The 12378-nt window shown below is 58.9% G+C and carries 11 protein-coding genes and 2 tRNA genes; 7 read left to right on the top strand and 6 right to left on the bottom strand.

The window, feature by feature from the left end; translation table 11 throughout:
- The first annotated feature begins 81 nt into the window (after positions 1 to 81).
- The 6 genes from WG622_RS05355 to WG622_RS05380 all read left to right on the top strand — a co-directional run bounded on the left by WG622_RS05355 (position 82) and on the right by WG622_RS05380 (position 5111).
- Entirely contained in the window at positions 82 to 1371 is a 1290-nt protein-coding gene (locus tag WG622_RS05355) for a homoserine dehydrogenase (RefSeq protein WP_339402627.1), read from the top strand.
- A gap of 71 nt (positions 1372 to 1442) precedes the next feature.
- Positions 1443 to 2408, top strand: coding sequence for a class II fructose-bisphosphatase (gene glpX, locus WG622_RS05360; RefSeq protein WP_339402628.1), 966 nt, complete (start codon positions 1443 to 1445; stop codon positions 2406 to 2408).
- A gap of 2 nt (positions 2409 to 2410) precedes the next feature.
- On the top strand, positions 2411 to 2974 hold the full coding sequence (locus WG622_RS05365) for a cysteine hydrolase family protein (protein WP_339402629.1): 564 nt from the start codon (positions 2411 to 2413) through the stop codon (positions 2972 to 2974).
- Positions 2971 to 4719: a single-stranded-DNA-specific exonuclease RecJ gene (gene recJ, locus WG622_RS05370; protein WP_339402630.1), complete on the top strand. Its 1749-nt coding sequence runs from the start codon at positions 2971 to 2973 to the stop codon at positions 4717 to 4719. The genes WG622_RS05365 and recJ overlap by 4 nt, the downstream gene beginning before the upstream one ends.
- Positions 4720 to 4925: 206 nt before the next feature.
- Positions 4926 to 5000 (top strand) — tRNA-Glu (locus WG622_RS05375).
- A gap of 36 nt (positions 5001 to 5036) precedes the next feature.
- Positions 5037 to 5111 (top strand) — tRNA-Glu (locus WG622_RS05380).
- Positions 5112 to 5117: 6 nt separating this feature from the next.
- Here the strand turns inward: WG622_RS05380 and WG622_RS05385 are convergent.
- The 5 genes from WG622_RS05385 to WG622_RS05405 all read right to left on the bottom strand — a co-directional run bounded on the left by WG622_RS05385 (position 5118) and on the right by WG622_RS05405 (position 10437).
- Positions 5118 to 6854, bottom strand: a complete 1737-nt coding sequence (locus WG622_RS05385; protein ID WP_339402631.1) for a DUF4153 domain-containing protein — start codon at positions 6852 to 6854, stop codon at positions 5118 to 5120.
- An 81-nt stretch (positions 6855 to 6935) separates the two neighbouring features.
- Positions 6936 to 7670 (bottom strand): lysophospholipid acyltransferase family protein, encoded by a 735-nt coding sequence (locus WG622_RS05390; protein WP_339402632.1) that lies wholly within the window; start codon positions 7668 to 7670, stop codon positions 6936 to 6938.
- 75 nt (positions 7671 to 7745) lie between these two features.
- Positions 7746 to 9308, bottom strand: coding sequence for a trimethylamine methyltransferase family protein (locus WG622_RS05395; protein ID WP_339402633.1), 1563 nt, complete (start codon positions 9306 to 9308; stop codon positions 7746 to 7748).
- Between the two features lie 101 nt (positions 9309 to 9409).
- The gene (locus tag WG622_RS05400; RefSeq protein ID WP_339402634.1) at positions 9410 to 10099 is read right to left on the bottom strand and encodes an HAD family hydrolase; all 690 of its coding nucleotides are present in this window, start codon (positions 10097 to 10099) and stop codon (positions 9410 to 9412) included.
- Between the two features lie 53 nt (positions 10100 to 10152).
- Positions 10153 to 10437, bottom strand: coding sequence for a DUF3572 domain-containing protein (locus WG622_RS05405; RefSeq protein ID WP_209356856.1), 285 nt, complete (start codon positions 10435 to 10437; stop codon positions 10153 to 10155).
- Between the two features lie 75 nt (positions 10438 to 10512).
- Here WG622_RS05405 and WG622_RS05410 point away from each other — a divergent pair, with 75 nt between their 5' ends.
- On the top strand, positions 10513 to 11883 hold the full coding sequence (locus tag WG622_RS05410; protein WP_339402635.1) for a diguanylate cyclase domain-containing protein: 1371 nt from the start codon (positions 10513 to 10515) through the stop codon (positions 11881 to 11883).
- Here the strand turns inward: WG622_RS05410 and WG622_RS05415 are convergent, their stop codons facing one another.
- A complete protein-coding gene (locus WG622_RS05415; protein WP_339402636.1) occupies positions 11884 to 12378 on the bottom strand; it encodes a periplasmic heavy metal sensor in 495 nt (164 codons plus the stop codon).

The following is a 12378-nucleotide window of genomic DNA, read 5'->3' on the forward strand; positions in this document are numbered from 1 at the left end:
TGTCAAAAGCCTCTAGCTGATTGCAGCGGCCAAAGGAACAGGGTACAGGGGGCACGAATTAAACGTCGACAGGAGCCAATCATGACCACCCCTTTGCGCCTTGGTATTGCAGGGCTTGGCACGGTTGGCGTCGGTGTCGTCAAGATCATCCGTCAAAAGGCGAACTTGTTGGCGCAGCGCACGGGGCGTCCGGTGGTGATCACGGCGGTCTCTGCGCGGTCAAAAGACAAGGATCGCGGCGTGAATCTAGAGCAATATGCTTGGGAAACAGATCCTGTAGCGTTGGCACAGCGGGATGACGTGGATGTTTTTGTCGAGCTGATGGGCGGCGACAATGGCCCGGCGAAAGCCTCGATCGAGGCTGCGATTGCGGCAGGCAAAGACGTGGTGACGGCCAACAAAGCGCTGCTCGCTCATCACGGTCAGGCCATTGCGGCGGCGGCTGAGGAAAAAAGCTGTGTCGTCCGTTACGAAGCGGCGGTCGCAGGCGGCATTCCTGTGATCAAAGCCCTCACCGAGGGACTGGCAGGCAATGACATCACCCGTGTCATGGGCGTGATGAACGGCACCTGCAACTACATCCTGACCCGCATGCAGGACGCAGGTCTGCCCTATGACGCGGTCTTCGCCGAGGCCGATGCGCTTGGGTATCTGGAAGCAGATCCAAATCTTGACGTGGGTGGCATTGATGCGGGCCACAAGCTGGCTTTGCTAGCGTCTATCGCTTTTGGCACGCAGGTCAGTTTTGACAAGATGGAGCTTGAGGGCATCCAGCGCATTTCCATCGAAGACATCAAGCTCGCGGCCGATATGGGCTTTAAAATCAAACTCCTAGGCGTTGCACAACTCACAGGCCGTGGCCTCGAGCAACGCATGACCCCCTGCCTTGTCCCCGAAGAAAGCCCCTTGGGGCAGCTCAAAGGTGGCACCAATATGGTGGTCATCGAAGGCGATGCGGTTGAGCAAGTCGTGCTCCGCGGTCCCGGCGCAGGCGAAGGCCCGACGGCCAGCGCCGTTGTCGGCGATATCTGCGATGTGGCTCGCGGGTTCCGCTATCCGACCTTCGGCATCCCAGCAAATGAACTGGCCGTGCCAACCCCCGCGACCTCCAATTCCCCGGCGCCCTACTATCTGCGCATGGACATCCTGGATCGCCCTGGCGCTCTGGCCAAGATCGCAAGCGCTCTGGGCGAATGCGGCGTTTCCATCGATCGCGTGCGTCAGCGCCAGCACGAAGGCAGCGATCGCGCACCGGTTTTGATCGTGACCCACAAGACCCAAGGTTCTGCAGTCCACGATGCCATTGCCCTCATGCGGCAAACCAATGTGCTCGAAAGCGAGCCGGTCGCCCTGCGCATTGAGACCGTTTGATTTAAACCCTTCCTTGTCTCGCGATTGATACACCCTTAAACCAGAGCTAAGACCCTAAACGAGGACGCCTTATGAGCACCCAGCCTGAATTCCACGATCGTATGCTTTCCCTGGGCCTGGCCCGTGTCGCAGAACAAGCCGCTCTGGCCTCAGCATCCTTGATCGGACGCGGCGACGAGAAAGCCGCCGACCAAGCCGCTGTGAACGCGATGCGCGAACAGCTGAACCTTCTGGACATCGCGGGCGTCGTTGTGATCGGCGAAGGCGAGCGTGACGAAGCGCCCATGCTTTACATCGGCGAAGAAGTAGGCACCGGCAACGGTCCAGGCGTTGACATCGCGCTGGATCCGCTTGAGGGCACCACGCTGACCGCGAAAGACATGCCAAACGCGCTGACCGTGATCGCCATGGGTCCGCGCGGCTCAATGTTGCACGCGCCTGACGTTTACATGGATAAGCTGGCCATCGGCCCGGGCTATCCTGAAGGCATCGTCACGCTGGACATGTCTCCGGCGACTCGTGTGTCTGCGCTGGCCACTGCAAAAGGCTGCCTGCCCAAAGATATCACTGTCTGTATCCTCGAGCGCCCACGCCATGAGGCCATGATCGAAGAAGTCCGCGCAACCGGCGCGTCGATCCGCTTGATCACTGACGGTGACGTGGCGGGTGTCATGCACTGCGCCGAATCTGAAACCACCGGTATCGACATGTATATGGGCGAAGGCGGCGCGCCCGAGGGCGTTCTGGCCGCGGCGGCTCTGAAATGCATGGGCGGTCAGATCTATGGTCGCCTCTTGTTCCGCAACGACGACGAACGTGGCCGCGCGCATAAAGCGGGCATCACGGATCTGGACCGCGTCTATGCACGCGACGATATGGTGACGGCTGACGTGATCTTTGCCGCAACCGGCGTGACCGGAGGTTCCCTGCTGCCTGCGATCAAACGCACACCCGGCTGGCTGGAGACCACAACGCTTCTGATGCGTTCCAAATCTGGTTCTGTGCGTCGCATGACCTACCGCTCTCCGACCGAGTAAACATGACGACGGCGCTGGTTCTGATCGACATTCAGATGGTGTTCAAATCCCCCATCTGGGGCGCGCGCAACAATCCTGAGGCCGAAGAAAATGCCGCCAAGCTGCTTGAAGCTTGGCGCGCGAAGGATATGGCCATCTGTCATGTGCGTCATGTGAGTGTCGAGCCCGGCAGCCCTCTTGGTCCAGAAACGGGCGGAACCGAGTTTATGCCACAGGTGACGCCCAAAGACGGCGAGCCGATCTTTGAGAAATCCGTGAACTCGGCCTTCATTGGCACCGATCTTGAGGCGCATCTGCGCGCATATGGCGTGACGGATCTGGTGATCTGTGGCCTCACAACACCGCACTGTGTTTCGACAACTTCACGTATGGCCGCGAACCTTGGTTTCAACGTCACCCTCGCCCATGACGCCTGCGCCGCCTTTGAAGCCAACGCAAACGCGAACTGGTCTGGTGAAGCGCCTAAGCTGACTCCCCAACAGATCCACGACTCCGCCGTGTCCCACCTGCACGGCGAATTCGTCACCGCGAAAGCCACATCAGACATTCTGGCGGATCTCACATGACTGCTTTCCTTGGCGTCGAAAGCTCGCTAACAGGCCGCCGGTGGGTCGGCCCCAGCATCGACATCGACCGCGCCGCCGAAGCCTTGGAACAAGCCACCACCCTCCCACGCGCTGTCTGCCAGTTGCTCGCGCGCCGGGGAATCGGGGCCCAAGAGGCCGAGAGCTTCCTCGCCCCGGCGCTCAGAGACCTGCTCCCAGACCCACGCGGCCTTAAGGACATGGAAAAAGCCGCGACGCGGTTCTTGAAGGCGGCCAAATCCGGCGAAAATATCGCTGTCTTTGCCGATTATGACGTGGACGGCGGCAGCTCAGCAGCCCTTTTGCTCACATGGCTGCGCGCCATGAACCGTGACGCGACGCTTTATGTGCCGGACCGTATCGACGAAGGCTACGGCCCCAATGAAGAGGCTATGGCGCAACTCGCCAGCCAACACGATCTGATCGTTTGTGTGGACTGCGGCACGCTCAGCCACGACCCAATCGCCGCTGCCAAAGCCGCCGATGTAGTCGTCTTGGATCACCACCTTGGCGGAGAAACCCTCCCCGACTGCCACGCCGTCGTGAACCCCAACCGCCAAGACGAAACCGGAGACCTCGCCCACCTTTGCGCCGCCGCGGTCGTGTTCTTGATGCTAGTCGAAGTGAACCGCCAGTTGCGCGAAGACGGCAGCCAAGGCCCTGATCTTATGGCGATGCTCGACCTTGTGGCTTTGGCCACCGTCGCCGATGTCGCGCCTCTGATTGGCGTGAACCGTGCGCTTGTACGCCAAGGCCTCAAAGTCATGGCCCGCCGAGACCGTCCCGGCATTGTCGCGCTCTCAGACATCAGTCGCATGGACACGGCCCCAAACAGCTACCACCTCGGATTCCTACTTGGCCCGCGCGTAAATGCTGGTGGGCGTATCGGGAAGGCCGACCTTGGCGCACGGCTGCTATCAACGCCCGACATCCACGAAGCCAAAGCCATGGCCGAACGGCTTGATCAACTGAATACCGAACGCCGTGACATCGAAGCCTCGGTCCGTGCCGCGGCTTTGGCACAGGCCGAAGAACGTGGCCTTGACGCCCCGCTTGTCTGGGCAGCAGGTGAAAATTGGCACCCCGGCGTCGTCGGCATCGTCGCCAGCCGCCTGAAAGAGGCCACCAACCGCCCCGCCATCGTAATCGGCTTTGACGAAGACGGCATCGGCAAAGGCTCTGGCCGTTCTGTCAGCGGCATCGACCTTGGCGCATCTATTCAGCGGCTTGCTTCCGAAGGGCTCTTGGTCAAAGGCGGCGGACACAAAATGGCGGCTGGCCTTACCGTGGAACGTGACAAACTCGAACCCGCCATGACACGCCTGTCAGAATTGCTCGCCCAGCAGGGTGCCGACCGCATTGGCCCCTCTGACCTCAAACTCGACGGCATGCTCATGCCCGGAGCCGCCTCTATCGATCTTGTGAACCAGCTCGAAACCGCAGGCCCTTTTGGTGCCTCTGCACCCGCCCCGCGCTTTGCCTTTCCCGATGTGGAAATCCGGTTTGCCAAACGCATCGGCGACAGCCATCTCAAGGTGACCTTCGGTGATGGGCTCAACGCCCGCCTCGAAGCCATCTGCTTCGGCGCCTTTGACACCGACCTCGGCCCGGCCCTTGAAAACCACAAAGGCGCGCGGTTCCACCTTGCAGGACGCTTGGACATTAACACCTGGGGCGGTCGTCAAACCGTGCAGCTCCGCCTCGAAGACGCAGCGCCTGCGGGCTAGGTCAGAGCCTCCGGCGGGGATATTTATCGCAAGAGAAAAAGCCGCTTTCGCTTGCCGCAAATATCCCGGGGTGAGATCGCTGGGCGCAGCTCAGGGACCGAGGGGCAGCGCCCCTCTACGCACGAGATGAATTTTCCGCTCATGGGCGCAACTTTCCGCTTGCGCGACCCAAAGCCTTTGCATAAATACCGCCTACGCTTCGGCACGGCCCGTTCGTCTATCGGTTAGGACGCCAGGTTTTCAACCTGGAAAGAGGGGTTCGATTCCCCTACGGGCTGCCAGTCGAAGCGAAGTCGCATCGTTTCACCCTTGCGCATGGCCCGTTCGTCTATCGGTTAGGACGCCAGGTTTTCAACCTGGAAAGAGGGGTTCGATTCCCCTACGGGCTGCCATTTCACCTACTTCAGCGGTTGCACAATGAACTGGCGTCCCAGCCGTCCTGCGCCGATTTCCATCTCACCAATCCAAATCGACTTCAGACTCGACGGTGCGACCCGAAATTCGCCCGCGGCCACTTTCTCCAGTGTGGCTTGATCCACCTGCGTGAGATACTGATCATAAAAATACACGCCGTCATTCTCGCCATAGAGCGCCACATCTGCGCCGCCCTCAAATTGGGGAATGAAACTGACGATCTGGCGCCCCTCACCCATCTCGCCAAGGATCAGCACACAGGGTCCTACCCCACAGCTCTCGACCAAACGCTCCAGCGGTATCCGACGCAGACCGGCCAGCGCGCTAGGTGTCAGCGATGCGCCTTCTGGATAGAGGATCGCTTTCTCTAAAGCCTCAGTAGCCATAGACAGGCGCGTCGGACCGGATTCAGACCGGTTGAATTCCCATTTGCTGTCATTCTCGGCACGCAGCAGAACATCCCCGAGACCCGGATACTCCGTCTCATCCAAAGCCTTCAAACGTTCCAAAGCGCGCTGCCCTGCCCAGCCCCATTCGTTGACGATTTCCCATGCGGGAAGGTTCTCGACCGTCGAAACACCTGTCACCAAACGTTTTACCTGAGAATTTGCCGAAATCCGGCTCGTATCAAGCACAGGGGACAACCAAAGGGCCGCCACAAGCAGAACCGCCAAGGCATGATAGACATTCGCCTGCCTGATCCGCGCCATCCAGTCGCTGCGCAACAGGGCCGCCCCATAGAGCACCCCATAAGCCAGCACAAAAACCGCCGCGACAAAGGCCGCGAGTCGCACAGGGGTCCAGCCATAGTCAGACACCCGGATCACCACAGCCCAAACCGCCAAAACGCCCAATATCGGCAACATCCCCGCGAAAGCCTTGGTCGCTAGGTGCATGAGCCGCGACCCCACGGCCTCTTCGTCCGTGCTATCTACCGCGGCGGCGATCAAGGACGCACCGGCAATCGCGACCGCCATCAGGGTGCCGGCTGCCGAGAACTCTCCGAAAAGGCCCGACAACCCGCGGAAGGGCAGCGCCAGAATGAACACGCCGACGACCAGCACCAAGGGCGGCATCAAAAGCCGCAATAGGCGCAGCAAAAGATAGGGCGAGACATAGGCACGCAGTTCATTTGCAACCGCCAATGCAAGGCCAAGAACCAAGCCTGTGAGGACAAAGGGCACGACGTCTTCTTCGACCAGATCCCAGATAAGTGTTATGCCAACGATCTCTAGCAACGCATGGGACAAAAACAGCGCGGCCCAGAACAGGCCGACAAAGACCCAGGCCGCCAAATAGCGCACAACGATGCCCCAAGCCGTATCAAACAGAAAAGCATAGTCAAACACCCGGCCCCGCATCACAGCCGCGCCAAAGGGTGCCCCCATAAAGATCAAGACACAGAACGCAGCGGGGTCAAAACCGATCTCAAAGACATCGTCAACGTCCGTCACCCTCAGGCTGGCCCAATAGAACAAGGCTGCCGCACTCAGCCCCAAGACAGCCGCCACACTCAACGCTTCGCGGGGTTTTAACGGCCCGACAAGGCCCAGAAGCGGAGTAAAAAAGCCAAAGATGACGCTGCCGATCCACAGTAAAAGCCACTGATTTTCAATGCTTTGGGGCAAGACATCCATGAGCACCCACACCGAGCCCCCAGCCAAGGCGCCGACACAGGCCATGCCGATCCGCGTCAGGTTTTCGTTCGAGATCTCAGACATAACAACGCCCTTTTCACACAGCACTTGTGTGAAACCTGCCTTAAGGTCGCGTGCCGTGCAAGCAGGGCAAACCAGAGGGGGTCAGGCGTCGCCGGCCTCGTGGCGCATCTCTTCATAGGTCTGGGACACAATTGCCTGCACTTTATCGGCCAGATCACGTGCGTCGTCCTCGGTCAGACCAACGGTCGAAATCGGCGTCCCGAAACGTACATGGATCGTACCCGGACGCGCCCGCACTGTGGGAAAGGGCATCGCCTTGTGGCCACCATAATATGTCACTGGCACGATGGGCACCTGCGCGCGTATGGCGACAATGCAGGCGCCGCGTTTGAAATGGCCAACACCATCAATACCCACCAGATGACCTTCTCCACCCCAGGCCATGCGCTCGCCACCCTGAACCTTGCGAACAATGCGCTCGATCAACTCGTCTGTTCCATTGCGATTCCCGCGGGGCACCATCTCGATCTGGGCCTTGCGTGCAAGCCTGCGTCCAAAGGGCAAGAATGCATAAAGATCGGCGGCGGCGACCCTGTCGACATAGTCCCACATGATCATCCCAAATGCAGCCACATCCGCAAAGGAGCTCTCGTTATAGCAGACAATCGCGCCTTCACCTTCGGACGGAGGTGTTCCGTCGATCTTCACTTCTATCCGGCAACGCCGAAGGAAACGGCGGAAATGGGCGCCGACCAGAGCGCAAGCGCTGTCGCGTGTTTGCGTCGCAAACGCGGCCCAAGTTGTGATGAATGGCGCGCCCATCAGCCATAAAGCTGACGCGATGCCACCACGGATCGTTTGCACAATCGCTTTCATCTAGGTCCCCCAAAGTTCCAGCGCAGCGCGCCGCAGTGCCCCAGCGTAAACCAGAGCGCTAGCGAGGGGGTATATTCAGAAGTCGGTCGGTGCGCCACCCTCTTCTTTGCGTTTGGCCACAAAGGCCGCGAGCTCTTCGCGGATGGACTCCTCCATCGGAGGCGCTTCGAACTCGTTGATGATCTGTTTATAAAGCGTATGGGCGCGTTCTGCGGTCCAGATGCCACCCTTGGCCTCCCAGCCTTCAAAGTTGGTCCAGTCCGACACGAAGGGCTGATAGAAGGCCGTCGTATAGCGGTCCTGTGTGTGCTGAACCCCAAAGAAATGCCCGTCCCCACCGACTTCGCGGATCGCATCCAGCGCGATGTCATCCGGGGTCGTCGCCGTCACGGCGGGTTCCATATAGCGCTGGATCATCTGCAGGATTTCGCAATCCATGATGAATTTCTCAGGGCTCGCGATCAGGCCGCCCTCAAGCCAGCCCGCAGCGTGATAGACCATATTGGTGCCTGACTGGACTGCGGCCCACAGAGAGTTCGAGGTCTCCCACATGGCCTGCCCATCCGGCACATTCGCCGCACAAACACCAGAGGAGCGCATCGGCAATTTGTAATACCGAGCCATCTGCCCCGTCATCTGGGTCGAGCGCATATATTCCGGCGTGCCAAAGGCCGGTGCACCGGTTTTCATGTCCACGTTGCTGGTGAAAGTGCCAATCGCGCAGGGCACGCCCGGGTTGATGTATTGCGCCAAGGCGATCGCACAGAGACCTTCCGCCAGCGATTGCGCCACAGCGCCCGCCATTGTCACCGGCGCCATCGCGCCTGCCAAAGTAAACGGAGTCACGACCAGAGCCTGCCCGCGTTTCGCCAATCTGATCCAGCCATCCATCATCGGCTCGTCATGCTTCAGCGGCGAGGTCGAGTTGATGTTGGTGTAGATATGCGCCTTTTTCTCAAAGTCCTCATGGCTAAGGCCGCCAGCAATCCGCACCATCTCCATACAGTCTTCGACGCGCTCTTTGCCAAGGCTATAGGTGTGCGCGACTTTGTCCGTGATCGTCAGCTTGTCATAGAGCGCGTCCAGATGGCGAATGCTGGCATGCACGTCCTGAGGCTCAACAGGATAGCCTCCGGCAAAGTGGATACAGTTAAAGTACTGTGTCAGCTTGAAAAAATTCGCACACATCTCGCGGGTGCCGGGGATTTTCCGCCCCAGCTCGAGGTCCCAATAATTCGGCGGAGAGCTTACGTTACCAAAGAGAATATGCTTGCCACCGATGGTGATCTCGCGCTCTGGATTGCGCGGCGTGATCGTAAATTGCTCAGGTGCTTTGCCGATCATCTCCATGACAAACTCGCGGTCCATCCGCACGTTGTCACCGTTCACGATACAGCCCGCTTCCTTGAAGATCTCTTTCGCGCCCGCGTGGTAGAATTCGATCCCGATGTCCTCAAGGATCGTCATCGCGCCTTCGTGGATGGCTTGAACGCCGTCTTCATCCAATGGCTCGGTCGGGCGATCCGTATTGACCGGAATGCGCCATGGCATCTGGTTGATGACGCCAATCTTCTCGCGTTCTGCCGCCTTACCTGCTGCGCCGCCACCCCGGCGAGATCTGCGTCCTTGTCGAGCCATGCTGCGATCCTCCTGTGATGCTCTCAAGCAAACACGCTCTGAAATCGCAAAGAACGCCAAATTGCGACCTATTCTGTCGCAAAAATTTCTGTGGCGCGGGTTTAGAGACCCAACCAGCCGGGAATATCGCCGATATTATCCAGGACAACATTGGCAAAAGGCGCGAGTGTTTCAGTCCCCGCCATGCCCGTCAAAACACCAATCGTCGGCATGCCCGCAGCACGTCCAGCGATCAAATCATGCGTGCTGTCGCCCACCATCGCGATGCGTTCAGGCGCGATATCGACGTGGTTTGCAAAGGCGAGCAGAGGCTCTGCGTCAGGCTTCGCCCCATGCCCGCTGTCAGAACCCAGAACCAGATCAAACAGCTCGTAAACACCCGTATGGGTCAAATGCGAGCGCGCGCCCATCTCGGTGTCATTCGTCATGACGCCCAGTTTCAGCCCCTTGGCGCGCAGGGCTTTTAGAAACGGCGCAAGATCAACGGCCTGTGCAAGAGGCGCAGTGGCCGCCGCGTGCGCGATGTAATGATCGACGGCGTCCACGTCTGATCCCGGCACCTCTGCAGAGATTAACTCGGCAATCTCGCGGTTGGTGCCTGCAATCGCCGGGCTTGTGGGTAGAAATGTCTGTGTCCTCAGATCAAACTCAATCGCATCGGCGATCGCATCCGCGCGCGCGGCATCTCCGTCGGCAAAGTGATGAATGATCCCCGCACACCACACATTCCAGGTTTTTGAGAAATCAAAAAGCGTGCCGTCCTTGTCAAACAGCAAAGCGTCAATCTGCATCGGATCTGCTCCAATTAGTCGCGTTTGAAAGGGCTTTTAGAGCGAAATTTCCCTTAAGTCCAATGCACTTGCTCGCTGCCCGGCATTGCGTGGCGCGCTAGCATCGGATCCTCGTATTTCGCGCCGATCTCATCGCAAAACGCCATAACCCAAGCGTCATCCATCATGATGAAATCCAAGACCGACGCCAGAAAAGCTGGGTCTGACGCCTGCGCCTTTAGATCGTCCACGGCGGCTCCGGATGATCCCAAAAACACCGGCATAAGCTCTTCATTTGACGCCAACCAGCCAAGCGCTTTCAGGCCGAATGTTTCCGCAGCTTCAGGAGAAAAGGACATTTAGATTAACTTTCGCAACGCTTTCTTAACCACTGCGATACACAGTTGGGCCACTGGTTGGCAAGGAATGTGTCTATGTCAGGAAAATTGCTGGTTGTGGACCATGTGGCGGCAAATCGGACCACGATGAAAGTGCGTCTAGCGGGTGCCTTTTACGACGTCCTTCAGGCGTGTGATCTAGATGAGGCGCGACAGCGTCTGCACGGGGATCGCCCCGATATGGTGCTAATAGATTCCAAAATGCCAGACGAAGATCCTTTACGCTTCTGTCGTGCCCTGCGTGCCTCGCCCAAGACGGCGCATTTGCCGGTGCTCTTGCTGAGTGGCAAGGATGATCGCGGCTATCGCATTCGAGCGTTGAAGGCCGGGGCGGATGACGTGCTGGTGCGTCCAGTGGAAAACGGCATTCTATTGCCGCGCCTACGCAGCTTGATGCGCCGCAATGAATTCAACGACGATGCAATTTTGCCCAAGGATGCAGTGCAGGCCTTGGGTCTTGCGGATGCTCAGACCGAGTTTCAGGCGCGTGCCTCGGTGTTGATTGCTACGCAGGACAGCCAGACGGCCATGACCTGGCAACGCATGATTAGCGCGAAAGCGCCCTATGAATTCTCGGCCCAGATCCTGGACGACGCCCTGCGCAGCGTGACCCAAGCACCCGCGCCAGATGTCTTTGTGATCATGCCCGACGCAGCGCAGCCAGATGTGTCTCTGCGCCTGATTGCAGAAATTCGAGCGCGGTCAGCCACCCGGCACTCCGCTGTTCTGGTGGTGCTCAACGGCGCGACGCGTGATCTGCATGGGGACGCGCTGGATCTTGGCGCGCAGGACGTCATGAAAAACGGCTTTGATGGCGAAGAGATGGCGCTCAGGATCAGCAAACTCATTCAACACAAACGCCTGTCCGACCGGCTACGCGACAATCTCAAACACGGGCTACAGGCGGCTGTTACCGATTCTTTGACAGGCCTGTTTAACCGCCGCTATGCGATGACCCATCTGGCGCGGATTGCGGAACAGGCGGCCGTCAAAGGCGGGCGATTTGCCCTGATGATGGCGGATTTGGATAGGTTCAAACGTGTGAACGACCAATTTGGCCATACCGCAGGGGACGCAGTTCTGGTCGGCACCGCTCGGCGTCTAAGGGCAGCCTTGCGTCCCGTGGATCTGCTCGCACGCATTGGCGGCGAAGAATTCCTGATCGCTATGCCCGATGTAGGCAGCAAAACTGCCCAAGGTTTCGCGGAACAGATGTGTGAAATCATGCGAGACGCGCCGGTTGATGTGCCGGGCATGAATCTTGGTATCCCGATCACGATGTCCGTCGGCGTGGCGATGGGTGGCAATCACAATCTGGATCGCAGCATCGACGCTTTGATGCAATCGGCTGACCGCGCGCTTTACATGGCGAAATCCAGTGGTCGCGACCAAGTCGCAATGGGCTGATCAAGGACGTTTTGGCGGGCCTTTGCGTTTAGACAAAACCTCTTGGATCCGCGCCGCGTAGGCTGCGCGTTCTTCGGCGGTCATGTCGCTGACATACTCAAGCCAAAGCCCCTGAGCGATTTTGCGACGTTCAAAAGCCGTCTCACTTTGCTGGTCAATCAACGCCTTTACCGCCTCAGGATCAAACGGCTCGGCCTGAAGCGCTTCCAACATCTGTTGTAGAACCTCACGCGGACGCATTGGTTTTTCACCCAGAGCGCGATGGTGGTCGCGAATATTTTTGCCAATCTCGCGGCGTTCCTGCGAGCTCAACGCCTGCGTGTAGGCTCCAAGAATATCCCCTTCACGCGGAGGCCGGTCGCCAGAACGTTTTTTGCCGACAGTGGCCCCCACCATCAGCCCCGCAATGATGAAATTCACCGCCAGCGAGCCGATCAGCAGATAGCGCAACCCCGGCCGCATGCCGCTTGGTTTCTTGTCTTGGGTGTCAGACAT

This window comes from Cognatishimia coralii, assembly GCF_037478305.1.
Classification (GTDB): Bacteria; Pseudomonadota; Alphaproteobacteria; order Rhodobacterales; family Rhodobacteraceae; genus Cognatishimia; species Cognatishimia coralii.

Coding starts and splice junctions, on each gene's coding strand:
- WG622_RS05355 (WP_339402627.1), top strand. CDS start 82: ATGACCACCCCTTTGCGCCTTGGTATTGCAGGGCTTGGCACGGTTGGC.
- glpX (WP_339402628.1), top strand. CDS start 1,443: ATGAGCACCCAGCCTGAATTCCACGATCGTATGCTTTCCCTGGGCCTG.
- WG622_RS05365 (WP_339402629.1), top strand. CDS start 2,411: ATGACGACGGCGCTGGTTCTGATCGACATTCAGATGGTGTTCAAATCC.
- recJ (WP_339402630.1), top strand. CDS start 2,971: ATGACTGCTTTCCTTGGCGTCGAAAGCTCGCTAACAGGCCGCCGGTGG.
- WG622_RS05385 (WP_339402631.1), bottom strand. CDS start 6,854: ATGTCTGAGATCTCGAACGAAAACCTGACGCGGATCGGCATGGCCTGT.
- WG622_RS05390 (WP_339402632.1), bottom strand. CDS start 7,670: ATGAAAGCGATTGTGCAAACGATCCGTGGTGGCATCGCGTCAGCTTTA.
- WG622_RS05395 (WP_339402633.1), bottom strand. CDS start 9,308: ATGGCTCGACAAGGACGCAGATCTCGCCGGGGTGGCGGCGCAGCAGGT.
- WG622_RS05400 (WP_339402634.1), bottom strand. CDS start 10,099: ATGCAGATTGACGCTTTGCTGTTTGACAAGGACGGCACGCTTTTTGAT.
- WG622_RS05405 (WP_209356856.1), bottom strand. CDS start 10,437: ATGTCCTTTTCTCCTGAAGCTGCGGAAACATTCGGCCTGAAAGCGCTT.
- WG622_RS05410 (WP_339402635.1), top strand. CDS start 10,513: ATGTCAGGAAAATTGCTGGTTGTGGACCATGTGGCGGCAAATCGGACC.
- WG622_RS05415 (WP_339402636.1), bottom strand. CDS start 12,378: ATGTCTGACACCCAAGACAAGAAACCAAGCGGCATGCGGCCGGGGTTG.